This is a genomic window from Streptococcus pseudopneumoniae (assembly GCF_001072375.1).
GTDB classification, from domain to species: Bacteria; Bacillota; Bacilli; order Lactobacillales; family Streptococcaceae; genus Streptococcus; species Streptococcus pseudopneumoniae_L.
Map to the genome: position 1 here is coordinate 1 of NZ_JVKV01000031.1, position 25,427 is coordinate 25,427.

The 25,427-nt window shown below is 39.3% G+C and carries 24 protein-coding genes; 5 read left to right on the forward strand and 19 right to left on the reverse strand.

What is annotated here, in order from left to right; genetic code table 11:
- The first annotated feature begins 243 nt into the window (after positions 1-243).
- The gene (locus ADH31_RS02415) at positions 244-711 is read left to right on the forward strand and encodes an 8-oxo-dGTP diphosphatase (RefSeq protein WP_000136624.1); all 468 of its coding nucleotides are present in this window, start codon (positions 244-246) and stop codon (positions 709-711) included.
- A 322-nt stretch (positions 712-1,033) separates the two neighbouring features.
- Here the strand turns inward: ADH31_RS02415 and ADH31_RS02420 are convergent, their stop codons facing one another.
- From ADH31_RS02420 to rnc, 4 genes are all read right to left on the reverse strand, one after another.
- The gene (locus ADH31_RS02420; RefSeq protein ID WP_049508828.1) at positions 1,034-1,612 is read right to left on the reverse strand and encodes an HD domain-containing protein; all 579 of its coding nucleotides are present in this window, start codon (positions 1,610-1,612) and stop codon (positions 1,034-1,036) included.
- 172 nt (positions 1,613-1,784) lie between these two features.
- Positions 1,785-2,444 carry a trimeric intracellular cation channel family protein gene (locus tag ADH31_RS02425; RefSeq protein ID WP_049508829.1) on the reverse strand — a complete coding sequence of 220 codons (660 nt, stop codon included), beginning with the start codon at positions 2,442-2,444 and terminating at the stop codon, positions 1,785-1,787.
- A gap of 88 nt (positions 2,445-2,532) precedes the next feature.
- Positions 2,533-6,072, reverse strand: a complete 3,540-nt coding sequence (smc, locus tag ADH31_RS02430; protein WP_049508832.1) for a chromosome segregation protein SMC — start codon at positions 6,070-6,072, stop codon at positions 2,533-2,535.
- A complete protein-coding gene (gene rnc, locus ADH31_RS02435) occupies positions 6,063-6,761 on the reverse strand; it encodes a ribonuclease III (protein WP_000661075.1) in 699 nt (232 codons plus the stop codon). The genes smc and rnc overlap by 10 nt, the downstream gene beginning before the upstream one ends.
- A gap of 153 nt (positions 6,762-6,914) precedes the next feature.
- On the opposite strand from rnc, the gene ADH31_RS02440 reads away from it, so the two are divergent.
- The 3 genes from ADH31_RS02440 to ffh are packed head-to-tail and all read left to right on the forward strand — an operon-like array spanning position 6,915 to position 9,048.
- Positions 6,915-7,247, forward strand: coding sequence for a putative DNA-binding protein (locus tag ADH31_RS02440; protein WP_000402062.1), 333 nt, complete (start codon positions 6,915-6,917; stop codon positions 7,245-7,247).
- Between the two features lie 2 nt (positions 7,248-7,249).
- On the forward strand, positions 7,250-7,465 hold the full coding sequence (locus tag ADH31_RS02445) for a hypothetical protein (protein WP_049508835.1): 216 nt from the start codon (positions 7,250-7,252) through the stop codon (positions 7,463-7,465).
- Positions 7,466-7,482: 17 nt separating this feature from the next.
- On the forward strand, positions 7,483-9,048 hold the full coding sequence (gene ffh, locus ADH31_RS02450; protein ID WP_049508836.1) for a signal recognition particle protein: 1,566 nt from the start codon (positions 7,483-7,485) through the stop codon (positions 9,046-9,048).
- Positions 9,049-9,077: 29 nt separating this feature from the next.
- Here ffh and ADH31_RS02455 read toward each other — a convergent pair whose 3' ends face one another.
- The 6 genes from ADH31_RS02455 to ADH31_RS02480 all read right to left on the reverse strand — a co-directional run bounded on the left by ADH31_RS02455 (position 9,078) and on the right by ADH31_RS02480 (position 14,156).
- Positions 9,078-9,968: an RluA family pseudouridine synthase gene (locus ADH31_RS02455; RefSeq protein ID WP_049508838.1), complete on the reverse strand. Its 891-nt coding sequence runs from the start codon at positions 9,966-9,968 to the stop codon at positions 9,078-9,080.
- On the reverse strand, positions 9,958-10,419 hold the full coding sequence (lspA, locus tag ADH31_RS02460; RefSeq protein ID WP_049508841.1) for a signal peptidase II: 462 nt from the start codon (positions 10,417-10,419) through the stop codon (positions 9,958-9,960). The genes ADH31_RS02455 and lspA overlap by 11 nt, the downstream gene beginning before the upstream one ends.
- A complete protein-coding gene (locus ADH31_RS02465; RefSeq protein ID WP_049508843.1) occupies positions 10,416-11,324 on the reverse strand; it encodes a LysR family transcriptional regulator in 909 nt (302 codons plus the stop codon). The genes lspA and ADH31_RS02465 overlap by 4 nt, the downstream gene beginning before the upstream one ends.
- A gap of 151 nt (positions 11,325-11,475) precedes the next feature.
- Positions 11,476-12,081, reverse strand: a complete 606-nt coding sequence (sodA, locus tag ADH31_RS02470; RefSeq protein ID WP_049508845.1) for a superoxide dismutase SodA — start codon at positions 12,079-12,081, stop codon at positions 11,476-11,478.
- Between the two features lie 69 nt (positions 12,082-12,150).
- Positions 12,151-13,188 carry a DNA polymerase III subunit delta gene (gene holA, locus ADH31_RS02475; RefSeq protein ID WP_049508847.1) on the reverse strand — a complete coding sequence of 346 codons (1,038 nt, stop codon included), beginning with the start codon at positions 13,186-13,188 and terminating at the stop codon, positions 12,151-12,153.
- 32 nt (positions 13,189-13,220) lie between these two features.
- Complete coding sequence (locus tag ADH31_RS02480; protein WP_049508850.1) at positions 13,221-14,156, reverse strand: dihydroorotate oxidase; 936 nt, start codon at positions 14,154-14,156, stop codon at positions 13,221-13,223.
- Positions 14,157-14,385: 229 nt separating this feature from the next.
- Between ADH31_RS02480 and gdhA the strand changes: the two genes are divergently transcribed.
- A complete protein-coding gene (gene gdhA / locus ADH31_RS02485; RefSeq protein ID WP_045763342.1) occupies positions 14,386-15,732 on the forward strand; it encodes an NADP-specific glutamate dehydrogenase in 1,347 nt (448 codons plus the stop codon).
- 100 nt (positions 15,733-15,832) lie between these two features.
- On the opposite strand, the gene ADH31_RS02490 is transcribed toward gdhA, so the two are convergent.
- The 9 genes from ADH31_RS02490 to ADH31_RS02530 all read right to left on the reverse strand — a co-directional run bounded on the left by ADH31_RS02490 (position 15,833) and on the right by ADH31_RS02530 (position 25,345).
- A complete protein-coding gene (locus tag ADH31_RS02490) occupies positions 15,833-16,477 on the reverse strand; it encodes a TetR/AcrR family transcriptional regulator (RefSeq protein WP_049508853.1) in 645 nt (214 codons plus the stop codon).
- A 15-nt stretch (positions 16,478-16,492) separates the two neighbouring features.
- Positions 16,493-17,497, reverse strand: a complete 1,005-nt coding sequence (locus ADH31_RS02495) for an NADP-dependent oxidoreductase (protein ID WP_049508856.1) — start codon at positions 17,495-17,497, stop codon at positions 16,493-16,495.
- 141 nt (positions 17,498-17,638) lie between these two features.
- Positions 17,639-20,263 (reverse strand): alanine--tRNA ligase, encoded by a 2,625-nt coding sequence (gene alaS / locus ADH31_RS02500; protein ID WP_049508858.1) that lies wholly within the window; start codon positions 20,261-20,263, stop codon positions 17,639-17,641.
- A 16-nt stretch (positions 20,264-20,279) separates the two neighbouring features.
- Positions 20,280-20,765 carry an LURP-one-related/scramblase family protein gene (locus tag ADH31_RS02505; RefSeq protein ID WP_049508861.1) on the reverse strand — a complete coding sequence of 162 codons (486 nt, stop codon included), beginning with the start codon at positions 20,763-20,765 and terminating at the stop codon, positions 20,280-20,282.
- 251 nt (positions 20,766-21,016) lie between these two features.
- The gene (locus ADH31_RS02510) at positions 21,017-21,400 is read right to left on the reverse strand and encodes a DUF3021 family protein (protein WP_239682029.1); all 384 of its coding nucleotides are present in this window, start codon (positions 21,398-21,400) and stop codon (positions 21,017-21,019) included.
- A 163-nt stretch (positions 21,401-21,563) separates the two neighbouring features.
- Complete coding sequence (locus ADH31_RS02515; protein WP_049508863.1) at positions 21,564-22,634, reverse strand: ABC transporter substrate-binding protein; 1,071 nt, start codon at positions 22,632-22,634, stop codon at positions 21,564-21,566.
- Entirely contained in the window at positions 22,631-23,404 is a 774-nt protein-coding gene (locus ADH31_RS02520) for an ABC transporter permease (protein WP_045763347.1), read from the reverse strand. Before ADH31_RS02520 ends, ADH31_RS02515 begins: the two co-directional genes overlap by 4 nt.
- A complete protein-coding gene (locus ADH31_RS02525) occupies positions 23,401-24,207 on the reverse strand; it encodes an ABC transporter permease (RefSeq protein WP_000754116.1) in 807 nt (268 codons plus the stop codon). The genes ADH31_RS02520 and ADH31_RS02525 overlap by 4 nt, the downstream gene beginning before the upstream one ends.
- Positions 24,188-25,345, reverse strand: coding sequence for an ABC transporter ATP-binding protein (locus ADH31_RS02530; protein ID WP_045763348.1), 1,158 nt, complete (start codon positions 25,343-25,345; stop codon positions 24,188-24,190). The genes ADH31_RS02525 and ADH31_RS02530 overlap by 20 nt, the downstream gene beginning before the upstream one ends.
- Positions 25,346-25,427 lie beyond the last annotated feature (82 nt).

A 25,427-nucleotide genomic window follows, 5' to 3' on the forward strand; every position in this document is an offset into this window, starting at 1 on the left:
CCTTGCCTTCTATAAATAATCCTGTAGGGCTAATTTAAGGCGAGGCTGATTTGCTTACTTTCTTTTATATCCAACCTCTCAACACTTTTCTTCTAAAGTTCTTGATTGAAGTCTCTTCTGAGAGTTAATCAACTATTGAGTAAAAATTATCAATCTTTGGCTGAGATATCATAATCATAAATAGCATATAGTTCTTGACATATAATCTTGCATATGAAAAAATAATTGTTGGAGGTTGATCATATGACTGAAAAAATCAAAAACTGGGTTAATATTTGCGTTTTGAAAAATCAAGAAATTTTATTACTTAATAGACAGCACGATAATTTTCCTGGCTGGATTCCACCGGGCGGAAAAGTTGAATTCCCTGAAAGTTTTTTTGAAGCTGCATTACGGGAACTTAAGGAAGAAACTGGACTTACTGCATTAAATCTTGAATTAAAAGGAATTTCAGGTTTTACTAATTCAATTGGTAATGAGAGATTTGTCTTCTATGACTTTTTATGTACTCAGTTTACTGGTGAACTAAGCACATCTGCTGAAGGTGAGCCAAAATGGTGGAATCTAAAAGATATTGATAAAATACCAATGCAAGATGAAATAAGAAAAAGGCTACCGCTTTATTTAAGAAAAGGAAGCTTTGAAAGTATTAACTATTGGGATGATAATAAGAAATGCATTAGTGAAAACAAAACAATTTTATTTGACTAATATTCTCTACAGTATAATCAAATGCAAAAATCTCAGTACATTAGTAATTTTTGTATAATTCAATACTCAACACAATCTGTCTTTAATAACATATAATTTAATGTTATACAAAACAAGGGTATCTAATAAAAATCATCTACTCTAACAACTTTTTCCTTGTATCTATAGATAGATAGATAGATAGATAAAAAGCCTTGGAAACAGCTTATTCCAAGGCTTTCTTTGTATTTTACTGTATCAATTTCCTTATTCCAATTTCAGTTGTGACAAGTTTATTTCCATTCTCCAGTTAAAAATCTATCTTCTATTGGGCCAATTGCTATTAAAAATATAAGCCCTTTTCCACACTTTCCTGAATTAACTCTTCCGTCAGTTTCCATAATTCTTCTGATTCACTTTTTACGAACTTTTTCTTATCTAATACCATGTCTGCACTGATATTATCAGGATTATAATTGAATTCTGACACTTCCAAGTGATTTATCAGCGGTACCAAGGCGTCGATAACTCTTGCATATCTTGCTTCAGAACTCTGCCCTTTTTCAAATTCCAACCACAAATTTTTCATATTCAAATATTTCTCTTCTGGAAGGAGGCTCATTGTTTTTTCTATAGATGCTCGTTCTCTATCATGAGAATGAAGCTTTTTTTCATCATCAAACACCCAAGTATCACCGGCATAAATCTCACCTAAATCATGAATCAATAACATAGAAGTGACTTTTTCCATATCCAATTTTTCAGGATAATAATCTTGAAGAACCATCGCAGCTATGGCACCCTGCCAGGAATGCTCGGCACTATTTTCAAATCTGCCATCAAGAGTTCTATTAAATCTTGTCACTGACTTTAATTTCTCTATTTCTTTAATAAAATCAACTGAATGTTTCAAATTACTCATTGCTATTCCTACCTTATTCTAAATTACAAATATATTAGCAAAAATTAATCTTTACATCATTAATTTCCCGTATTTGCAAAAAAATAACGCCTAATCCACATGAGATTAGACGCTGATAAAATGACTATTTTAAACTTATTTACGGGTTTAGAATCAAACTTTTAGCCATTCATCAATTCAAGGTTCTCTTATCCATATTTGGCAAAGAGAGTCGGAATTTAATGATGCAGAGTCGAATCACAAAACCAACAATAGAAACAATGATAAAGACAGTGATTCTTGGAAAGTGAAGGACAAAGGCCAACCAATAATAAATAACTCCAATTACGAAAGATAGAAGGGCATAAATATCTTCTTTTAGAACACTTGGTACTTCATTGATCAGGAGGTCTCGGATAATTCCACCACCTGCACCCGTTAAACAGGCCAAAATCCCAGCCGACATCAAGTTCAATTTACTATCAGCTAAAGCTGTGGCTCCGATTAGAGAGAAGATAATTAACCCAATCGAATCAAAGATGAGGTAAGCTTCTCTCAACCACTTATAGAACTTTTTTTCATGACTAGCATTGGCCTGTTTTGAAGTTACAAAGACATACATGATAACCGCTACAAGGATAGAGACATAAATCGGGCTGGGATCAGCAAGAGAGGAAGGAAAACGACTGATAATAGAATCTCTCAAAATCCCTCCGCCTACTGCCGTTACAATTGCCAATAAACTAATTCCAAAAATATCTAATCGTTTACCAAATCCTTTAATGGCTCCTGAAGCCGCGAAGGCTATAGTCCCAATATAATTACAGATTATTAGGAATAGATCGAAATCCATATAAGCTCCTCAAATTATTTTTGTAACCCTCCGACTTCTTGAAGGTCATTCTAAATACTTTAGCTTGAAATGTTGTATCGAAAACAAACTAAGCATCCATATTCTCTAAATCTTTTAGTTTAACAGAAACAATCTTAGAAACACCAGATTCTTGCATGGTCACCCCATAAATAGAGTCTGCGGCCGCCATTGTACCCTTACGATGGGTAACGACGATAAACTGGCTATCCTTGTCAAATCGGTTAAGATAATCCCCAAAGCGTTTAACGTTTGCTTCATCAAGTGCAGCTTCTACTTCATCCAAGATAACAAATGGAATGGTCTTGACCCGAATGATTGAGAAGAGCAAAGCCAGAGCTGACAAGGCCTTCTCTCCACCACTCATGAGATTGAGAGATTGGATTTTCTTGCCCGGTGGTTGCACAGAGATTTCGACACCTGCTGTCAATAAATCACCTTCTGTCAGAATTAGGTCTGCTTGGCCACCACCAAACATCTGCTTGAAGGTCACTTTAAAGGACTCACGAATAGCTTCAAAGGTTGATTTAAATCGTTCCTTCACTTCATCATTCATCTCTGTAATGGTTTCAAGAAGTAAGTTTTTAGCAGAAAGAATATCATCACGCTGACTATTTAAGAACTCCAAACGTTCGTGTACTTCGTCAAACTGTTCAATAGCATCCAAGTTAACCGGACCAAGTGAACGGATGGATTTTTCCAAATCCTTGACCTCTTGTTCAGCGACAGTCAAATCTTCTAACGGATTGGCTTGTTCTAGGGCTTCCGTATAGCTAATCTGATATTCTTCAGTCAGTTGACCTTGAAGATAGCGAAGGCGGTCCGTAATCTTCTCTTTAGTTGCTTCTGCACGTGTTTGCTTACGAATCCATTCTTCATTTTGCTGACGAGCTTGATCCAAATGACTGGCAATATCATCCAATTGACCTTCAATATCATCTAGTTCAAACTGCTTACGAATGAGCCCTTGTTGAAGTTCTTCCTTCTGACTCTTGGCTTCTGCTTCCTGCTTGGCCAAAAGTTCTGTATCAACTTTTTCAAGATTGTCTACCTTTTCTTGGAGAAGACGTTCGATTTCATCTTGCTCGATATTGAGGTTCTCAAGTTCTTTGTTAATCCGTTCAATATCCGCAACTTCGTAACGTTTTCGCCCTATCATTTCTGTTTTGAGCAGACGTTCTTGAGAAAGTTTATCCTGCAAGTTCTGATAACGTTCTTGAATCGCATTTTTATTGGACTTGATTTCTTCAATCTCAGACTCCAGCTTTTCCTTTTCAGTTGAAATAACTGCAAGACGTTCTTGGCATTTTTCTTTTTCAGCTTGCCAATCTCCACCTCTGAGATTGTTTAATTCTTTTTCCTGAAGTTCTAGAAGTGTTTCGAGTTCTTCGACTTGCTGGCAAGTTTGTTGATAAGCAAGATATAAGCCCTGCTCCTCTATACGAGCTTGCTCTCCTTGAGACTTAATGGTCTCCAAAGTTTGAGCGAGAGCAGTCAAGTTTTCTTGAAGTGATTTCAGTTTTTCTTCTTCCTGACTAAGGAGCTTTTCTTCTTGAGCAATTTCTTTTTGTAACTGCTCCAATTCAGGCTTGATGAAAATGCTGTTATTTTGACGATTGGCACCACCAGCATAAGAACCACCTGTTCGCAATTCTGTACCATCGAGGGTTACCATCCGAACTTGATAACGCACCTTACGAGCTGCATCACGCGCATGCTCAACTGTATCAAAGATAGCTGTGGTAGCTAGCAGATTTTCAAAGATGGCTTCATGCTTAGCATCAAAGGTAACCAGTTCATCTGCCATACCAAGAAAACCTGGACTTGAGGCAATCACATCTTGATTCTGCCCAGAAATGCTACGTGCCTTAATCGTTGTCAAAGGTAGAAAGGTAGCGCGACCAGCTCGATTTCTCTTAAGAAAATCGATGGCCTTTGTTGCTGCCTGTTCATCTTCAACAATAATGTGTTGGCTACTTGCACCAAGGGCAATTTCAAGTGCTGTCTGATAACGAACATCAAAGGTTAAATGTTCACTGACTGCTCCAATAATACCGCCCAAGCGATTTTTTTCTTGGAGAACACTCTTGACACCAGCATAGAAATTACTATGGTTTTTAAGAATGTTTTCCAGACTTTTCGCCTTGGCCTGCTTGTTTTTCAGACTATCCAAGCAGTCAAATAGTTGATTTTGCTGGCTTTGATAAGCCTGCTTTTGTGCTTCTTCTTCTTTGGCACTGGTTTGATAGTCAGCGAGTAAGTTCTGTACTTCTTCTTTAGCAGACTTTAGGGCAAGCTCTTGGTCAGCAGCGTTAGACTTGGCAGAAGCCAATTGTTCCTTCAAGGATGCGAATTGTTCTTCTTGCTTTTGAGTCTGTTGGCGACTATTTTCAAGGTCATTTTCAATCCGTGTCAGCTGGTTAGACACATCAGCTTCTTCTTGTAAAAAGGCAACGAAACGTTCACGCAATTGCTCAATCATCTGATCTGGATCATCAGAAAAAGCTAACAACTCAGCTTCTAAACGATTGACTTCCTTAGTATTGACTGCTAGATTTTCTTCTAACTGACTGAGATTTGTTTCTTTTTCTTCCTTCTCTTGAATGAGAACATTTCTCTTTTCGTCCAAACTAGCCAAACGAGCCTGTGCCTCTTGTTGATTTAGAGCAACTTGCTCAGTTTCAAGTTTAGACAAGGCCAATTTCCGTTCCAAATCACTGATTAAACTTGTCAAATCCATCAAGCTTGACTGGTCTTTGGCCATCTCAGCCTGCAAATCATGACGTTTCTTTTTGAGAGTTTGGTTCTCTTCTTCTAAGTCTTGACGTTTTTGGTAATAACTGGTCAGAAGTTCTTGGACTTGGTTTAATTCTTCTTCTGTTACATCCAATTCAGCCTTATTGGCTTGAATTTGTGCAACTAAAACATCCAAGTAGATAGCTTTACGCTGACCGTCCAAGTCCATAAATTTTCGAGCTGTTGCTGCTTGCTTTTCTAATGGTTTGATTTGATTATCTAACTCATAAATGATATCTTCCAAACGATCCAAGTTGTCCTGAGTTTGTTGGAGCTTGCTTTCAGTTTCTTTTCGACGGGTTTTATACTTCAAAACTCCGGCAGCTTCTTCAAAAATAGCGCGACGTTCCTCAGGCTTAGAGTTAAAGATTTCTTCGACCTTCCCTTGGGAAATAATAGAGAAGGAATCACGTCCAAGTCCAGTATCTAAGAAAAGATCATGAATATCACGAAGACGGACTTTTTTCCCATCAATCTTGTATTCACTATCTCCAGTACGATAGATATGACGCTCCACCTTGATTTCCTGGCCTGCATCCTTGATAAAGCCATCTTGGTTATCCAAAGTAACAATAACAGAAGCGTAGTTTAGAGGCTTCCGACTTTCTGTTCCTGCAAAGATGACATCAGGCATCTTCCCGCCACGAAGACTCTTGACACTAGATTCACCAAGTGCCCAACGGAGGCTTTCAGTGATATTTGATTTCCCAGAGCCATTTGGTCCTACAACCGCCGTCACCCCTTGGTCAAAAAGAACCTTGGTCTTGTCAGCAAAGGACTTAAACCCTTGGATCTCAATTTCCTTTAAATACATGAATCCAGCCCTTTCTCAACTGCATTTTTAGCGGCTTCCTGCTCGGCCAATTTTTTAGAGCGTCCTTTACCTGAACCTAGACTTTGTCCCTCAACAAGGACTTCAACCTCAAACATCTTATCATGGGCTGGCCCAATCTCTGAAATCACCTGATAACGAATATCAACATCTCCATTAACTTGGAGCAATTCTTGAAGGTGAGTCTTATAATCCTTGATCATCTCAAAATCGCCAGCTTCAACCTTAGGAATCATGACTTGGTAGATAAAGGTTTTTACAGTCTTTATATCCTTGTCTAAAAGCAGAGCACCCAAAAAGGCTTCAAAAGCGTCGCCCAAGATCGTGTCTCGGTTACGACCACCAGATTTTTCCTCCCCCTTACCAAGCTTGATAAACTGGTCAAACTGACAATCACGGGCAAAACCAGCCAAACTCTCCTCACGGACAATCATAGCACGGAGTTTTGACAAGTCCCCTTCTGGTTTTTTAGGGTATTTTTTAAACAGATATTCTGAAATTAATAATTGCAGAACAGCGTCTCCTAAAAATTCCAAGCGTTCGTTGTGTGAAATTTTTAAGAGGCGGTGCTCATTGGCATAACTGGTATGGGTAAAAGCTGTTTCAAGTAAGCTTTTATCTGTAAAAACAAGCTCAAAACGGTCTTGTAACACTGATTCTAATTCTTTCATGACTACCTCTTTCTAAATCATTATAATCCTATCCATTATATCAAAAAAAGGCTTCATAGTCAGAAAAGAACAGTGAAAAGCTCATTTTCTAACTTCTAGCTAAAATCAGCCCCCAGCTAGCGAATTGGGCTTTTTTTTGGTATAATAAATCTTATGGAAATTGAAAAAACCAATCGAATGAATGCTCTGTTTGAATTTTATGCAGCTCTTTTAACTGATAAGCAGATGAACTATATCGAACTCTACTATGCAGACGACTATAGTTTAGCTGAAATCGCTGAAGAATTCGGTGTTAGTCGTCAGGCTGTTTATGACAATATCAAGCGAACTGAAAAGATCCTGGAAGACTATGAGATGAAGCTCCATATGTACTCTGACTACATTGTTCGCAGTCAAATTTTTGATCAGATTTTGGAGCGTTATCCAGAGGATGCTTTTCTGCAAGAGCAAATTGAGATTTTGACCAGTATTGATAATAGGGAGTAATCATGGAAAATCTTGTTGTCTATAAAGGAATACCTTGCAAACTATTAGCTGCAGAGGAACCATTTCCTACAAGACTACAAATTCTCTCACCTGATTCTATTCCTCAAGCCCTTAAAGAAGGATTTAGCTGTTGGGGATATCCAAATGAAATCATGAAAGAAGTCACAACCGAAGAACTAGAGAGTTTGCAACATTTCGGACGATTTCCACTGAATTGAAGAAATAGGAGAAAAAAATGGCATTTGAAAATTTAACAGAACGTTTGCAGAACGTCTTTAAAAACCTACGTAAAAAAGGAAAAATTACAGAGAGCGATATCCAAGAAGCAACCAAGGAAATTCGTCTAGCTCTTTTAGAAGCCGACGTTGCTCTACCAGTTGTCAAGGATTTTATCAAGAAGGTTCGTGAACGTGCCGTCGGACATGAAGTGATTGATACCCTCAATCCAGCCCAACAAATCATCAAGATTGTCAATGAAGAATTGACAGAAGTTCTTGGTTCAGACACAGCTGAGATTATCAAGTCACCAAAAATCCCAACCATTATCATGATGGTCGGTTTGCAAGGGGCTGGTAAAACAACTTTTGCAGGTAAACTTGCTAACAAACTTAAAAAGGAAGAGGATGCTCGTCCTTTGATGATTGCGGCCGATATCTATCGTCCTGCTGCTATTGACCAATTGAAAACACTTGGACAACAAATTGATGTACCTGTCTTTGCTCTTGGTACAGAAGTTCCTGCAGTTGAGATTGTTCGCCAAGGTTTGGAGCAAGCCAAAGCCAACCATAACGACTATGTTTTGATCGATACAGCTGGTCGTTTACAAATTGACGAACTTCTCATGAATGAGCTTCGTGACGTTAAAGCCTTGGCTCAACCAAATGAAATTCTCTTGGTCATCGATGCCATGATTGGTCAGGAAGCTGCCAACGTTGCACGTGAATTCAACGCACAATTAGAAGTTACTGGGGTTATCCTTACAAAGATTGACGGGGACACTCGTGGTGGTGCTGCCCTTTCTGTTCGTCATATCACAGGAAAACCAATCAAGTTCACTGGTACCGGTGAAAAGATTACCGATATTGAAACCTTCCACCCTGACCGCATGGCAAGCCGTATTCTCGGTATGGGAGATATGCTGACTCTGATTGAAAAAGCTTCCCAAGAGTACGATGAGCAAAAAGCCCTTGAAATGGCTGAAAAGATGCGCGAAAACACCTTCGATTTCAACGATTTCATTGATCAGTTGGATCAGGTACAAAATATGGGACCAATGGAAGATTTGCTCAAGATGATTCCTGGTATGGCCAATAACCCTGCCGTCCAAAATATGAAGGTGGATGAAAAACAGATTGCTCGCAAACGTGCCATCGTCTCATCTATGACTCCTGAAGAACGTGAAAATCCAGATTTGCTCACTCCAAGCCGTCGTCGTCGTATCGCAGCTGGTTCTGGTAATACCTTTATCGAAGTCAACAAGTTCATCAAGGACTTTAACCAAGCCAAGCAACTCATGCAAGGTGTCATGTCTGGTGATATGAACAAGATGATGAAACAAATGGGCATCAACCCTAATAATCTTCCTAAGAATATGCCTGGTGGCATGGATATGTCAGCCCTTGAAGGAATGATGGGACAAGGTGGCATGCCTGATATGTCTGCTCTCGGAGGAGCTGGTATGCCTGATATGAGCCAGATGCTCGGTGGAGGCCTCAAAGGTAAAATCGGTGAATTTGCTATGAAGCAATCCATGAAACGCATGGCCAACAAAATGAAAAAAGCCAAGAAAAAACGCAAATAAAAAAGGACTCAGTTGAGTCCTTTTTTGGTTTAGTTATTTCGAAGTTTTTCCAAAGTCTCTTTAAAGATAATTGGAATATCAGAAGTAAATTCCATGGTTTCACCAGTTCTTGGATGGGTAAATCCAAGTGTCTTAGCGTGAAGAAACTGCCCATGACCTTTCAAAGTTTTACGAGGACCATAGACCTCATCGCCAGCGACAGGATGACCGATATAAGCCATGTGTACACGAATTTGATGAGTCCGCCCTGTTTCCAGTTGTAATTCCAGCAATGTATAATCACCAAAGCGTTCCAAGACTTGGAAACGTGTCACTGCTGGTTTTCCTTTAGCGGTAACAGCTTGTTTCTTACGGTCTTTTTCACTTCGTCCTATCGGCGCTTCAATGACTCCACGATCATTTGGGAGATTACCGTGAACAATAGCCCAATACTTACGAAGAGATTTCTTGTCCTTCAATTCTTGAGCAAGTGCCATATGCGCTTCATCATTTTTAGCAATCATCAAGAGACCAGATGTATCTTTATCAATACGATGGACAATCCCAGGGCGCAGCACACCATTAATGCCTGATAGGTCCTTGATATGGTACATGAGGGCATTAACCAAGGTACCACTGGTATGACCAGCACTTGGATGAACAACCATCCCCTGAGGTTTGTTAACTACTGCTACATCCTCATCTTGATAAATGATTTCTAGAGGAATATCTTCAGCTACATACTCCAAAACTTCTGGTTCTGGCACCTGATAAGTAACGACATCGCCCTCTTGAACCGTATACTTGGCTTTTTTGACCTGGCCATTAACCAAGACTTGACCTGATTTGATTTGTTCATTGGCGAGACTTCGCGACAGTGCTGTTAAATCTGACAAAGCCTTATCTAAGCGTAGTCCACCTGTTTCAATTTTAATTTCCATTCATTTCCTCTTTTAGCATTGCAAGCAATAAAACAAGCACTCCTACTGTCAGATAACTATCTGCCACATTGAATATAGCAAAATTAACAAAGTCTAAGTGGAACATATCCACAACAAAGCCTTGACTAACGCGATCGATAAAGTTTCCCAGACCACCTGCAATAATCAAAACCAATCCAAAGACAGTCCAGAAGGAATCCTCTATATGCTTATGTAGATACCAGATAGCCCCTGCCATAACTACAAGAGTTATTACTGCAAAAAACCACTGCTGATCTTGGAGCATTGAAAAGGCTGCCCCTCTATTTTGCAGATAGGTCAAACTGACCAGATTTGGGATCCATGACTTGATTTCACCAAGAGCAATATTCTGAATGACGTAAGCCTTTACCACTTGGTCTAAGACAATCAAGGCTGCTATAATCCCTACAATAATTCCTCTTTTTTTCATGCTTTCCTCTTCTGATCAAAATACTCTTGCATGACCTCTACAAATAAAGTCCCTGCCTGGCTCAAGTCTACTTCCTCACGCTTGACATAAACCATGCGATTATTGAGATTATCATTTAGCGGAATAACGGTGATCCCGTTCACACTATTGTTATCTAAGAATCCAGATCCAGTCGCATAAGCATTTGTTCTTTCAAGAATCCCATTTAAGGTAGCGCGGTCAGTTACATTAAACATTTGAGAGCTAGCGCTTGTATCTACAAAATTCTCTGAGTAATAAAGATACTCATCCTTTTCTTGCGTGAATCGAACTGTTGGTAAATCTGCCAAATCCTCCATAACCAACTCTTTTTTCTTGGCTAAAGGATGTCCTTCACGCAGATAGATATGGGTTTGGAAAGGAATCAACTCAATCACTTCAAGGCCTAACTTTTCAACCCGTTGCATGATTCCTTTTTGATTTTGATTGTTGAGGTAGATAATTCCAATCTCACTATGTCCTTGGGCTACTTCATCCAAAATCTGAACAGTTGTAGATTCAAAAATACGAAAATTCTTATAGTCAGGATATTGTTGCGAAAAAGCTGTAATGGTTGGTGGCAAGAAATCATAGTGCTGGCTGGCTATTGAAAACTCATCTTTTTCCTCTTCGGGATTGGCATACTGATTTTGGAAAACATCAAATCCTTTAACCAACTCTTGTGCCTTTTCATAAAATTCCATCCCGCGACGTGTAAGAAAAGTTCCTGAACTGGTTCTACGAAAAATCTTGAAGCCAAGCTCTTTTTCCAAGTCTCTTACAGAAATAGATAGACTGGGTTGGCTAACGTACATTTTCTCAGCCGCTTCACGAAAAGTACCACTATTAGCAATAGCTACAACGTAGCGTAATTGTTGAATATTCATGATTTCTCCTTCGATTTCTATCTTATCATTATACCATAAATCAAGCCTATCCAACAAAGGAAAATCATAAGACAATCACTTCTAAGAAAAGCAACTAAAAAACACCTTTCCAGTTAGATGAAATTCTAACCAAAAGGTGTTATGTTCAATATTATTTAGCTGCTGCGTAGAGTTCGTCTACTTTATTCCAGTTAATAACTGAGAAGAAAGCTTTGATGTAGTCAGGACGAACGTTACGGTATTTCACATAGTATGCATGTTCCCAAACGTCCAAGCCCAAGATTGGTTTTTTACCTTCTGAGATTGGTGTGTCTTGGTTTGCTGTTGAAGTTACTTCAAGCTTACCATCTTTGTTAACAACCAACCAAGCCCATCCAGAACCAAAACGAGTTGTTGCTGCTGCAGTGAAGGCTGCTTGGAATTCTTCGAATGAACCAAAAGTTTCATCGATTGCTGCTGCAAGTTCTGCTGAAGGAGCTGTTTTTTCAGGAGTCATCAATTCCCAGAAAAGAGCGTGGTTCAAGTGTCCACCACCATTGTTGATAAGTGCTTGACGGATATCAGCTGGGATAGATTCTACGTCAGCAAGCAAAGCTTCAAGGTCTTCACCGATTTCAGGGTGTTTTTCAAGAGCTGCATTTGCATTGTTAACGTAAGTTTGGTGGTGTTTGTCATGGTGCAAGTGCATTGTTTCAGCATCGATGTATGGTTCTAATGCATCGTAAGCGTATGGAAGATCTGGTAAGATAATAGCCATCTGTAATACCTCTTTTTCTTTCTATATAATGATGATAACGCAATCATCCTATTTTTTCAAGTTATTTGCTCAATTTGACTGGCTAGCAATCTGCAACAAAGCCTTCTCAAACAGGTAGCCTTTCTCATAAACTCCTGTCTTAATTTGGTAATCAGCTTGGATGAGATAACGAATAGAATTCTGGAGAAAATCAAGGGATAGTCTTCGAGAATCACGAAGGGCAAACTTGATTTGATAGGGATTCGGATTGCGACCAAGATAGTGACCCAAACTGCTGACCATCTGGGACTCTGTCTGACAAGATTCTTGCAAAATTTTCACTTGTGTATAGAGTCTAAACTGCCCCAGCATAATGGCAATCAGTTTGATCTCGTCTTCACCCTGCAAGGTCAAATCTTTTACCAAATCTCGCGCCTGATCAATCTTCTTCCCTAAAATCAATTGGGTCAAATCAAAGATATTATCCTGCAAGGTTTTAGGGATAGCTTGAACAATATCCTCTTCTGTGATGTTACTATCAGCCTTGTATGACTGCAAAAAGAGTAGATTTTTCTGAATTTCACTGAATTGAAAACCTGATTTGATAAGTAACTGTTCGAAGGATTTTCCATCAAAGCTCAGTCCTTGTTCTTGAGACCACTTTTGAAAATAGGATCGCATCTCTTGCTCTTTTGGTTCAAGGGCTTCAAAAATCTTGGCATCTCTCTTTAGAATTTTAACTAGACGTCGCTTGCTATCTAGTTTACCTTCAGCAAAAACAACTAATTTACTCGTCGGAGATGGGTTTTCCAAATATTCTTCAAAAGCCTTAAGCTCGTCATCAGATAGATAGCGTTTTTTAGCTGTTGTTATATCAAGAAAATGATCTAAAATAACAATTTTTTCATCCGCAAAGAAAGGAAGACTGACCAGCTCTAGTTCCAAGCTTTTGTAGTCTACTTCTTTCATATCAAAATAAGCAAAGTTCAAATCAGCAGAATCGTAGCCGATTTGCTTTAGCACCTGAGTTTTCATGACTTCATACTGTCCTTGATCAGCGCCTGTAAACAAGGTCAAACTAGGTAAGTTTGATAAAGATAGCTTTTGGCTTTCTTCTATTGCTAGCATCATTTCTCCTTTCTTTTTAGTTTCGATTTTATTTAATCAATATAATTCAATTTACCACGGAAATCTTCAAGGCTTTCATAACCTTTTTCCGTCATAATTTCTTTGAGTTCGTTTGTAATGCGATCAAAAGCACCTACACCTTCTTTGTGCAGGGTAGTTCCTACCTGCACCATGCTGGCACCACATAGGATATGTTCAAAGGCATCTCGTCCTGTTAATACTCCACCAGTTCCGATGATTTGAATTTCTGGATTCAAGCGTTGATAAAAAGCATGGACATTAGCAAGGGCTGTTGGTTTGATGTATTCTCCACCAATCCCACCAAAGCCATTCTTAGGACGAATCACGACTGACTCATCTTCTATATAAAGACCATTTCCAATAGAGTTGACACAATTGACAAACTTGAGCGGATATTTGTTAAAGATCGCTGCAGCCTGGTCAAAATGCACAATATCAAAATAAGGTGGAAGCTTAATTCCTAATGGTTTTGTAAAATATTCAAAGACTTCTGACAAGATACGGTCTGTAGTTTCAAAGTCATAGGCAATCTGAGGTTTACCAGGAACATTTGGACATGAGAGATTGAGTTCAGTTAGACCTCGAAAATCACTCTCTTGAACCTTTTTCAAAATGGTATGAGTTTCCTCTGGAGACATGCCAACTAGAGATAGGAAGAAAGTACGGTTTGGCTCTTTTTCCTGCAAGTCCAAAAGATAGTCCAGATAGTAGTCTAAACCATTATTTGGTAGCCCCATAGAGTTGATAGAACCGAGTGGAACATCTTGATAACGTGGTTCCGGATTTCCCTGACGAAATTCCAAGGTTGCTGTTTTAGTGACAAAGGTTCCTGCTGCTGAGTTTTTGACACCTTCCAACTCCTCAACTGTCATACAAGCAACTCCTGCTGCATTCATCAAGCAATTGTCAAACTCAAAACCAGCAATCTGTGTTTTAGTTGATACCATGATTCTGTTCCTCCAGATTCCTTTTTATGTCTATTATTATACCATACTTTGACTTTTGCTTTTCAATAAAACCATTTCCATAGAAAAGGTTCGTTTTTTAGCATGTTTTGAATCAGTCATTTTAAATTGAAAGAATTTTTAGAAAATTTATGTTTTTTTCTTTACACTGAAAAAATTTTCTGCTATAATGTCTCATGTAATAAAATATGACAACAAAAAGGAGAACGATATGACATCTGCTAAAGAATATATCCAAAGCGTGTTTGAAACTGTAAAAGCTCGTAACGGGCATGAGGCTGAATTTCTCCAGGCGGTTGAAGAATTCTTCAGCACTTTGGAGCCTGTCTTTGAAAAACACCCTGAGTATATTGAAGAAAACATCTTGGCACGAATCACAGAACCTGAGCGCGTGATTTCTTTCCGTGTTCCTTGGGTTGACCGTGATGGAAAAGTTCAAGTTAACCGTGGTTACCGTGTTCAATTTAACTCAGCTGTTGGACCATATAAAGGCGGACTTCGTTTCCACCCAACTGTAAACCAAGGGATCTTGAAATTCCTCGGATTCGAACAAATCTTTAAAAACGTTTTGACTGGACTTCCAATCGGTGGAGGTAAAGGTGGATCAGACTTTGATCCTAAAGGTAAAACTGATGCTGAAGTGATGCGCTTCTGCCAAAGCTTCATGACTGAGTTGCAAAAATACATCGGACCATCTCTTGACGTACCTGCTGGTGATATCGGTGTTGGTGGACGTGAGATTGGTTACCTTTACGGACAATACAAACGCCTCAACCAATTTGATGCTGGTGTCTTGACTGGTAAACCTCTTGGATTTGGTGGTAGCTTGATTCGTCCAGAAGCAACTGGTTACGGTTTGGTTTACTACACTGAAGAAATGCTTAAAGCAAACGGCAATAGCTTTGCTGGTAAGAAAGTTGTGATTTCAGGTTCTGGTAACGTAGCTCAATACGCTCTTCAAAAAGCAACTGAACTTGGTGCAACTGTTATCTCTGTATCTGACTCAAATGGTTATGTCATCGATGAAAATGGTATCGACTTTGACCTTCTTACAGACGTTAAAGAAAAACGCCGTGCTCGTTTGACTGAGTACGCTGCAGAAAAACCAACTGCTACTTACTACGAAGGTTCTGTATGGACTTACACTGGTAACTATGACATCGCTCTTCCATGTGCGACTCAAAATGAGATCAATGGTGAAGCTGCGAAACGCTTGGTTGCTCAAGGAGTTATCTGTGTATCTGAAGGAGCTAACATGCCTAGTGACCTTGAAGCTATCAAAGTCTACAAGGAAAATGGAATCCTTTACGGACCTGCTAAAGCTGCCAATGCTGGTGGGGTAGCTGTATCAGCTCTTGAAATGAGCCAAAACAGCCTTCGCCTTTCATGGACACGTGAAGAAGTTGATGGTCGTCTCAAAGATATCATGACTAACATCTTCAACACAGCTAAAACAACTGCAGAAACTTACGGTCTTGGAACTGACTACCTTGCAGGTGCAAACATTGCAGCCTTTGAAAATGTAGCAAACGCTATGATTGCACAAGGGATTGTGTAAGATAAATCAACACAAAAATCCTCAATCACTTCGATTGGGGATTTTTATTTTGGTTTTAAAAAGAGCTCTCTTAATTTTTTAGTGAACTTAAAATTAAGAGTTATTTTACGATAACTAAGGAAAAAGAAAGACATTCGACAATTTCATTTGTTACTTTATCAATGTTTATATCTTCTTTGTCATTTATAATCATAGGAACAATATAAGAAAGACTTAAAGCTAAAATATAGCGAACGATCCTTTCATTTGACCAATCTCGGATAACACCATTTTCTTTAAATTGATTCAAAACAGGACTAATCGGATTAATGATAGAGTGTACAATGATATTCCCTAACTCTTCAGAAATAGTTTTATCAATAAGTGAACGACTCAAAAGAATTTTAACTTGCATTTTATTGTTATGAATAAAAATTAACCTATCCCGAACGATGCTTCTTAGAAAAAGTGAAAAAGATTTTTGCTCTATTGTAAATCTCTTATCTGAAAAATCAGCAATTACCTCTGGAATAACTTGTTCTAGAAATCTAGATAAAATAGCATCTAGGATACCTTCCTTGGTTTTAAAATAACTAAAAACGGTTCCTTCTGAGACGCCAGCATGTTCAGCAATAAGATTAGATGTTGTGTTTTCAAATCCAATATCTGAAAATAATTTTAAACTTGACATTAATACTTGACGTTGTTTTAAACTTAATTCACTGCTTTTTAATGTCTCAGCAAATTTATATTCTATACTTTCCATTGCTACCCCCTCTATCTACTCTCTTATTTTAATAATTCTTTTACCACGAGTATGTCCCAATTTCAGACTACGATATGCCTCTCTAACAGACTCCAGAGAAAAACTATACTCTTTCTCAATATTTAGCTGAACTTTTCCATCTGAAACCATCTCCTCTAGAATTCTTAAATCATCATATGTAGAATGTCTTGGCCCAGTGAACTGAGCCCCTTTTATCATAACAAATGGTGAAGGTACTAAAGTTCCAATATCAGTTCCGTTCAATCCAAGATGGAAAGCTAATTTAACGTAATCACCACCATAGCAATCCAAGAATTTTGTAATAGGTTTTGGAGCTACTGATAAAAGAGACTTTTGGACATCCTCTTCATAAGTTACTGGTATAGCTCCTAAAGACTCTAAATATTTTGCATTATTCTTGCTCGCAATACCAATAACAGTTGCGCCCTTAGCAACCGCATACTGTACTGCAATGCTACCAATGCCACCTGAAGCTGCTGAAATAACTACAACATCTTTTGAATTTAAATGAATTCTTCTAAAAGCACCTCCGACAGTTAAAGAGGCTACACCCATAGTAGCAGCATGATTCATGTCAATCTTATCTGGTTTCAATGCGATTTCCGATTCATAAACACAAATTTCTGTTGCTAACGCACCCCTCTTAGTACCAAGTCCAGGATCACTTATTATTGTTCCAAAAACCTTGTCACCTACTGAAAAACGGCTCACTCCTTCACCAATTTCCGTTATAACACCAGCAAAATCCCTAGCTAATCCTCTTGGAAATAAAGATGATTTTGATTCAAACCAACGACTTGGTTGTTTTAATTTTGTTAAGAAAGTCAAAAAACGAAGTGGCTTTGCCCCCTCGAAAGTTTTATAATCAATAGGATTTAAACCAACAGCAAATACTGCTACCCTAACTTGATTCATTTTTAATGGTTCAGATGTAATATTTACTAAATCTAGAACTTTTTCATCACCAAAACGATTATACTGTATTGCTTTAATAACCATTATCTAATTCTCCTATTCCCTAACAAAATTGAGTGAGCACTCAATCATTTTTATATATTATACGCTTATTCTTCAAAGAAATCAACTGCTCTATGATTTTTAAACAAAAAGACCTATCCGATTGGATAGATCTTTACTTTCTTACAATTTACCTGCTACTGCATCCAACAATTCTTGGATTTTCGCTTGGTTGCTTCCTCCTGCCATGGCCATGTCTGGTTTACCACCACCACGTCCATCGACGATTGGAGCTAATTCTTTAATCACATTACCTGCATGTACCTCTTTTGTCTTGCTAGCTACAAGGACATTGACCTTGTCACCGATAGCTGCGACAAGAACAAGGACATCAGAGTAATCTTTTTGTTTCCAGTTATCCGCAAATGTACGAAGGGCACCTGCATCTGATACTGAAACTTGGCTGGCAATGTAACGGTGACCGTTTGCTTCTTGAACATTCTTGAAGACATCACCTGCTGCCGCTGCTGCTGCTGCTGCTTTTTCCTTCAATTCTGCATTTTCTTTTTGCAATTGACGGAGTTGTTCTTGAAGACCTTCCACCTTGTGAGGTACTTCCTTGAGTTGAGGAGCTTTCAAGGTTGCTGCGACTGCTTTCAGAGCGTCTTCTTGTTCACGATAAGCTTCAAAGGCTTCCTTACCAGTCACTGCCAAGATACGACGAGTTCCTGATCCGATCCCTTCTTCTTTGACAATCTTGAAGAGACCGATTTCAGAAGTATTGCCAACGTGAGTACCACCACAAAGCTCTACTGAATAGTCACCGATAGTGACTACGCGAACTTCCTTACCGTATTTCTCACCAAAGAGGGCCATAGCTCCCATTTCTTTAGCTGTGTCAATATCAGTCTCAACTGTTTCCACTGCAATGGCTTCCCAAATCTTCTCATTGACTTGTTGCTCAATAGCACGCAATTCTTCAGGAGTGACAGCTTGGAAGTGAGTGAAGTCAAAGCGAAGGAATTCTACTTCATTAAGTGAACCTGCTTGAGTGGCATGATGGCCAAGAATATTGTGAAGAGCCGCATGGAGCAAGTGAGTGGCTGTGTGGTTCTTCATAACACGATGACGACGATTGCTATCGATAGCCAAAGTGTATTCTTGGTTCAATGCAAGAGGAGCAAGAACTTCAACGGTGTGCAATGCTTGTCCGTTTGGTGCTTTTTGAACGTCTGTTACTGTAGCTACGACATTTCCTGCAGCATCCAAGATTTGACCATGGTCCGCAACTTGTCCACCCATTTCAGCGTAGAAAGGTGTCTCTGCAAAGATAAGTGACGCAGTTCCTTCTGATACAGCTTCTACTTCGGCATTGTCAGCTACGATAGCAACCAACTTAGAAGACAATTGGCTAGCATTATAGTTGAAGACACTTTCTACAGTGATGTTTTGAAGGGTTTCATTTTGCATACCCATAGATCCGCCTTTGACAGCAGAGGCACGCGCACGTTCTTGTTGTTCCTTCATGGCTGCTTCGAAACCTTCACGGTCTACAGTCATCCCTGCTTCTTCAGCGATTTCTTCTGTCAACTCTACTGGGAATCCGTATGTATCATAGAGTTTAAAGACATCTTGACCAGCAATGACAGATTGTCCTTTTTCTTTCAAGTCTGCTACGATACCTTGGGCAAAGTGTTGACCTGAGTGAAGAGTACGAGCAAATGACTCTTCTTCGCTCTTAACGATTTTCTCAATAAAGTCACGTTTTTCAAGCACTTCTGGGTAGTAGCTTTCCATGATTTTTCCAACAGTTGGAACGAGTTTGTAAAGGAAAGGCTCATTGATACCCAATTTTTGACCATGCATAGAGGCACGACGAAGAAGACGACGAAGGACATAACCACGACCTTCATTTCCAGGAAGGGCACCATCACCGATAGCAAATGAAAGAGAACGGATGTGGTCAGCGATAACTTTAAAGCTCATGTTGTCGCCATCTTGGTCATAAACCTTACCAGACAATTTCTCCACTTCGCGAATGATCGGCATGAAGAGGTCTGTTTCAAAGTTTGTCTTAGCACCTTGGATAACAGCTACCAAACGCTCCAAACCAGCGCCCGTATCAATGTTTTTGTGTGGCAATTCCTTGTACTCGCTACGAGGAACAGCAGGGTCTGCGTTAAATTGTGACAATACGATGTTCCAGATTTCGATATAACGATCATTTTCGATATCTTCTGCAAGAAGACGAAGACCGATATTTTCTGGGTCAAAGGCTTCTCCACGGTCGAAGAAGATTTCTGTATCAGGTCCAGAAGGTCCAGCACCGATTTCCCAGAAGTTATCTTCGATTGGGATCAAATGACTTGGATCTACTCCCACTTCAATCCAGCGGTTGTATGAATCTTTGTCATCTGGATAATAAGTCATGTAAAGTTTGTCTTTAGGGAAGTCAAACCACTCAGGACTTGTTAAAAGCTCATATGCCCATGTAATTGCTTCGTCACGGAAGTAATCCCCGATTGAGAAGTTCCCCAACATTTCAAACATAGTATGGTGACGAGCAGTCTTACCTACGTTTTCGATATCATTGGTACGGATAGCCTTTTGAGCATTGGTAATACGTGGATTTTCAGGAATGATGGTTCCATCAAAGTATTTTTTAAGAGTGGCAACACCTGAGTTGATCCACAAAAGTGTTGGGTCGTTTACTGGAACCAAGCTAACAGATGGTTCTACTGAGTGGCCTTTTGTAGCCCAGAAATCAAGCCACATTTGGCGGACTTGTGCACTAGATAATTGTTTCATATGTATCTCCTTTTTACTAATTTGATTGGCTTTCTAGCATTTCCACATAGTCGATCGCAACGCAGAGGGAAATGACTAGGTCTGCATAAGATTCATCATAGACGGTTACGGTATAGGTAGAGATTAAATGGAAAAGTTCCTTGGTAATCTCAGCAATCACTTGGTCACGATCATCCAGCAATTTAAAATTCAAATCCCAGACATTTCCTTCGATACGAAGACCGAGATTGTCAAACTCATACTTATCTCTGAAGAAAGTCAACTTCTTTCGGATATAAAAATGATCTCCATTAGTCAGTTGAATCTCAAAACGAGGTAGGAAAGTTAAGACTTCCTTACTAATCTCACTGACCTGTTCACCAGCAACATCATAGATGGTAAAAGTTTTAGGAATCTTAAAAAATGAACCTTCAACCTGATAGGCGACATTGCCCAACTCATCCTTGATATCAAAGCGTTCACCACTTAGGCGAAATTTTTGTTTGACAAGAAATGTTCTCATAAACACCTCCAAAAATAAAAGACAAATCCATATCACGAAGGGCGAAAAACCGCGGTGCCACCTTCATTCAATGAACTTGTCATTCTTTGATTCTTATGCAATTGTTGAATTGAGTAGCATGATTTTCTATCTTAGATGGCTCGCAGCACCGCCAATTCTCTGAACTAAGATGGAGAGAAAATCAATTCTCAACTCTAGTATTATACCGTTTTTTTGAGTTTGAGTCAAGGTTAATAACCATGAAGTAAAACTTATTTTTTTAACAGTTTACCAAATATTATATAGGCGATAGACCACAAGAAACTTCCAACCAATAAGAATTGACCTAAAACAATGAGATAATCCAAAATTGAGACCAACTTATACCATCCACTAAATAGAAGACAGGGAAGAACAGTAAAAAGCATGATGATAAAATGTATAATAGATTGTTTAAATAGCGACCATTTTTCAATTTCATAAATTACCGATGCTGATGCTATCGAGGTAGCAATGACGCCAACCAAAAATGTACTTTTAACTTGAAAAACATCGATCCCTTGAAGTGTCATAAAAATTGCTAAACTGGTCATAATGACAAAAGGAATCATTCCTCTAAAAATAGCTTTTTTTATCATAGCTACTACCTCAATCATAAGCATAAAATCCTTTAACTCTATCGAAATTATAGCATGATTAAGTATATTTTTCTACTAATTCATGATCTATTTTAATAAATAACCTAGCCATAACATGCTGAATTTTCTATGGCTAGGTTTTATTTTTATTTAATTGTTATTTCCGATAGTTGGAAATCTCCTACTTCCGATACATCTTAAATTGTAGGAAGAGGTCGCTGTAAATTCCTGTCCATTTATGGTCAAACTTCTCATAAACTTCTAGGTGTTTCATAGTATCTGCATCAGGATAGAAGGACTTATCCTCTTTTGTCTCCTCAGGGAGCATTTCCTTAGCAGCATTGTTTGGTGTTGAATAGCCGACATACTCCGCATTTTTCAGAGCATTTTCAGGCTTCAACATAAAGTTGATAAAGGCATAGGCTGCGTCTTGGTTTTTAACTGTTTTGGGAATGACCATATTGTCAAACCAGAGATTGCTGGCCTCTGTCGGTACGACATAGCGAAGATTTTCATTTTTCTCTAGCATCTGACTGGCTTCACCAGAGAAGGTCACACCGATGGCAGCGTTATTCTGAATCATGTAACCCTTCATCTCATCCGCCACAATAGCCTTGATATTAGGTGTTAGCTTATAGAGCTTATCTACCGTTTCCTCCAACTGCTGTGGATCTTTAGAGTTGAGGCTATAGCCTAGCGAGTTAAGACCTAAACCAAGTACTTCACGCGCCCCATCAAAGAGCATGATAGAGTTTTTATACTCTGGCTTCCAAAGGTCGTCCCAATGTTCAGGCGCTTCTTCCACCATAGTTTCATTGTAGACGATTCCCAAGGTCCCCCAGAAGTATGGGATAGAGTACTGGTTGTTTGGGTCAAAGGACTGGTTTAGAAATTCTGGACCAATATTCTCAATGCCCTCAATCTTACTATAATCCAGTGGAACTAGAAGGTCTTCGTCCTTCATTTTGTTAATCATGTACTCACTTGGGATGGCAATATCATAAGTCGTTCCACCCTGCTTGATTTTCGTGTACATGGCTTCGTTGGAGTCAAAGGTCTCATACTGGACTTGGATTCCTGTTTCTTCTGTAAATTTTTCCAGAAGTTCAGGGGCGATATAGTCTCCCCAGTTGTAGATAACCAATTTTTGACTATCGCGACTATTGATTTTACTGTCAAGATGGTAAGAAATTCCCCACAAAACAAGGATAATGGCTAGAATTCCTGCTAAAAATGAATAGAGTCGTTTCATGCTTGCTCCTCCTTCTCACGTGAAATGAAGTAATATCCGACAACTAGGATAATACTAAAGAGAAAGACCAAGGCTGAGAGTGCATTGATTTCTAGCGAAATTCCCTTACGAGCCCGAGAGTAGATCTCAACTGACAAGGTTGAAAAGCCATTCCCCGTTACAAAGAAGGTCACGGCAAAGTCATCTAGGGAATAGGTGAAAGCCATGAAGTAACCTGCAATGATAGACGGTGTTAGGTAAGGAAGCATAATTTCCTTGAACATCTGAAACTGACTAGCTCCAAGGTCATAGGCTGCATGGATCATATCTCCATTCATTTCTTTTAATCGAGGCAAGACCATAAGCACTACGATTGGAATCGAGAAGGCTACGTGACTAGACAAAACAGTCAGAAAACCGAGTGAAAACTTGAGTTGGGTAAAGAGAATCAAGAAGCTGGCACCAATCATAACGTCTGGTGCAACCATCAAAATGTTATTAAGAGATAAGAAGGCTTCTTGATATTTTTTTCGTGATTGGTAGATGTAAATGGCACCAAAAGTCCCAATAACAGTCGCAATCAGGGCTGATAGGAAGGCTAGTAAAAAGGTCTGAACCAAGATTAGCATGAGTCTTCCATCACCAAACATGGTTTCAAAGTGAGACAAACTAAAGCCTGTGAAGCTATTCATATCATCCCCAGCATTAAAGGCGTAACCAATCAAGTAAAAGATTGGCAAATAAAGGACGATAAAGACAAAGGCTAGGTAAAGATTCGATAATTTTTTCATCGTTCTCTCCTTTCCTTAGTCACCCACATGGTGATAAACATGGTTAGGATAAGAACAACACCGATAGTTGAACCCATACCGTAATTATCGTTTGTTAGGAAGTTCTGCTCGATAGCAGTCCCCAAGGTAATGACTCGGTTCCCTCCAATCAAACGGGTCAACATAAAGAGACTTAAACTCGGGATAAAGACAGATTGGACACCACTTCGCACCCCATTCATAGACAGAGGGAAGATGACATGACGGAAGGTTTCCCACTTGGTCGCACCTAGGTCATAGCTGGCATTGATGAGATTATTATCCATATCATCCAAGACATTGAAGATGGGCAAAATCATAAATGGAAGCTCGATGTAGCTTGCGACAAAGATAAATGAGAAATCCGTAAAGAGCAACTGCTGCGAACCGATTCCGATAAATTCAAGGAATTGGTTGATAGAGCCATTTTGCCCAAAAATCCCAATAAAGGCATAGGCCTTGAGGAGAAGGTTGATCCAAGTTGGCAAAATGATGAGCATGAGCCAAAGTTGACGGTGCTTGAGACGAGTCAAAAAGAGAGCTGTTGGGTAGCTGATAAGAAGCGTCACCAGAGTTACAATCCCAGCATAGAGGACTGAGTTAAAACTCATTTTGAGATAGGTTAAATTTTGTGACGCAAAATAGGATTTATAGTTTTCTAAACTGAACTGGCCTTCGATGTTGAAAAAGGATTGCCCGAATATCAAGACCAAGGGTGCCAAAACAAAGAGTGCAATCCAAAGCATGTAGGGCACTACAAAGAGTTTAGAGGTTGTTTTCTTCATCTCTTTCCTCCTCAATAGCGTTAATCAAACCTGCTTCTTGCTCTTCGATTTCTACGTACTCTTCGATACGAGCATCGAACTCTTCTTCTGTTTCATTGAGACGCATGATGTGGATGTCTTCTGGTTCAAAGTCCAGACCGATTTCCTCGCCCACAATAGCCTTACGAGTTGAGTGAATCATCCATTCATTACCCAGTTCATCATAGGCGATAATCTCATAGTGAACCCCACGGAAGAGCTGAGTATCGACCTTAACTTGGAGCTTGCCTTCTTCTGGAAGTGTTATGCGCAAGTCTTCTGGACGAATCACGACTTCAACCGGTTCATTTGGTTTCATCCCACCGTCGACCGCTTCAAAGCGTTTGCCGTTAAACTCGACCAAGTAGTCCTCAATCATAGTTCCAGGCAAGATGTTTGATTCACCGATAAAGGTTGCAACAAAGTGGTTGATTGGCTCGTCGTAGATGTCAACTGGTGTTCCTGACTGAACAATTTCACCGTCATTCATAACGAAAATCCAGTCACTCATAGCCAAGGCTTCTTCTTGATCATGGGTAACAAAAACAAAGGTAATGCCCAATCGCTGCTGCAGTTCACGCAGTTCGTACTGCATGTCTGTTCGCAATTTCAAGTCCAAGGCTGACAAAGGTTCATCCAAGAGTACCACACGAGGCTGGTTGATAATCGCACGCGCAATAGCTACACGCTGGCGTTGTCCTCCAGAAAGCTTACGGATTGAACGTTTTTCAAAACCTTCCAACTGTACCATTTTGAGAACTTCTAATACACGTTGTTCGATTTCTTTTTTATCGACCTTACGCAAACGCAATGGAAAGGCAACATTTTCAAAGACATTCATATGCGGAAACAAGGCATAAGATTGGAAGACTGTATGAACATCGCGCTTATTAGTTGGGATATCATTGATTCGCACGCCATCCAGTAAAATATCTCCAGTGGTTGCATCCAGCAAACCAGCAATGATATTGAGAATGGTTGATTTTCCTGAACCAGATGCTCCTAGCAGTGTATAAAATTTCCCTTCTTCCAACTCAAAATTAATATCTTTGAGAACCTTGGTGTTGCTATCTTCAAAAACTTTAGAAACGTTTTTGAATTCGATAATTGGTTTTTTCAATTGGCATAAATTCCTTCTTTTTCATAGATTAACAGATCAGGGCTCTGTCAGGCCGCCACTACCTCTTGCAGGGAGTTAGACC

Bases quoted from the DNA above. Each gene is read 5' to 3' on its own strand.
- ADH31_RS02415 (WP_000136624.1), top strand. From the start codon at position 244: ATGACTGAAAAAATCAAAAACTGGGTTAATATTTGCGTTTTGAAAAAT.
- ADH31_RS02420 (WP_049508828.1), bottom strand. From the start codon at position 1,612: ATGAGTAATTTGAAACATTCAGTTGATTTTATTAAAGAAATAGAGAAA.
- ADH31_RS02425 (WP_049508829.1), bottom strand. From the start codon at position 2,444: ATGGATTTCGATCTATTCCTAATAATCTGTAATTATATTGGGACTATA.
- smc (WP_049508832.1), bottom strand. From the start codon at position 6,072: ATGTATTTAAAGGAAATTGAGATCCAAGGGTTTAAGTCCTTTGCTGAC.
- rnc (WP_000661075.1), bottom strand. From the start codon at position 6,761: ATGAAAGAATTAGAATCAGTGTTACAAGACCGTTTTGAGCTTGTTTTT.
- ADH31_RS02440 (WP_000402062.1), top strand. From the start codon at position 6,915: ATGGAAATTGAAAAAACCAATCGAATGAATGCTCTGTTTGAATTTTAT.
- ADH31_RS02445 (WP_049508835.1), top strand. From the start codon at position 7,250: ATGGAAAATCTTGTTGTCTATAAAGGAATACCTTGCAAACTATTAGCT.
- ffh (WP_049508836.1), top strand. From the start codon at position 7,483: ATGGCATTTGAAAATTTAACAGAACGTTTGCAGAACGTCTTTAAAAAC.
- ADH31_RS02455 (WP_049508838.1), bottom strand. From the start codon at position 9,968: ATGGAAATTAAAATTGAAACAGGTGGACTACGCTTAGATAAGGCTTTG.
- lspA (WP_049508841.1), bottom strand. From the start codon at position 10,419: ATGAAAAAAAGAGGAATTATTGTAGGGATTATAGCAGCCTTGATTGTC.
- ADH31_RS02465 (WP_049508843.1), bottom strand. From the start codon at position 11,324: ATGAATATTCAACAATTACGCTACGTTGTAGCTATTGCTAATAGTGGT.
- sodA (WP_049508845.1), bottom strand. From the start codon at position 12,081: ATGGCTATTATCTTACCAGATCTTCCATACGCTTACGATGCATTAGAA.
- holA (WP_049508847.1), bottom strand. From the start codon at position 13,188: ATGCTAGCAATAGAAGAAAGCCAAAAGCTATCTTTATCAAACTTACCT.
- ADH31_RS02480 (WP_049508850.1), bottom strand. From the start codon at position 14,156: ATGGTATCAACTAAAACACAGATTGCTGGTTTTGAGTTTGACAATTGC.
- gdhA (WP_045763342.1), top strand. From the start codon at position 14,386: ATGACATCTGCTAAAGAATATATCCAAAGCGTGTTTGAAACTGTAAAA.
- ADH31_RS02490 (WP_049508853.1), bottom strand. From the start codon at position 16,477: ATGGAAAGTATAGAATATAAATTTGCTGAGACATTAAAAAGCAGTGAA.
- ADH31_RS02495 (WP_049508856.1), bottom strand. From the start codon at position 17,497: ATGGTTATTAAAGCAATACAGTATAATCGTTTTGGTGATGAAAAAGTT.
- alaS (WP_049508858.1), bottom strand. From the start codon at position 20,263: ATGAAACAATTATCTAGTGCACAAGTCCGCCAAATGTGGCTTGATTTC.
- ADH31_RS02505 (WP_049508861.1), bottom strand. From the start codon at position 20,765: ATGAGAACATTTCTTGTCAAACAAAAATTTCGCCTAAGTGGTGAACGC.
- ADH31_RS02510 (WP_239682029.1), bottom strand. From the start codon at position 21,400: ATGATTGAGGTAGTAGCTATGATAAAAAAAGCTATTTTTAGAGGAATG.
- ADH31_RS02515 (WP_049508863.1), bottom strand. From the start codon at position 22,634: ATGAAACGACTCTATTCATTTTTAGCAGGAATTCTAGCCATTATCCTT.
- ADH31_RS02520 (WP_045763347.1), bottom strand. From the start codon at position 23,404: ATGAAAAAATTATCGAATCTTTACCTAGCCTTTGTCTTTATCGTCCTT.
- ADH31_RS02525 (WP_000754116.1), bottom strand. From the start codon at position 24,207: ATGAAGAAAACAACCTCTAAACTCTTTGTAGTGCCCTACATGCTTTGG.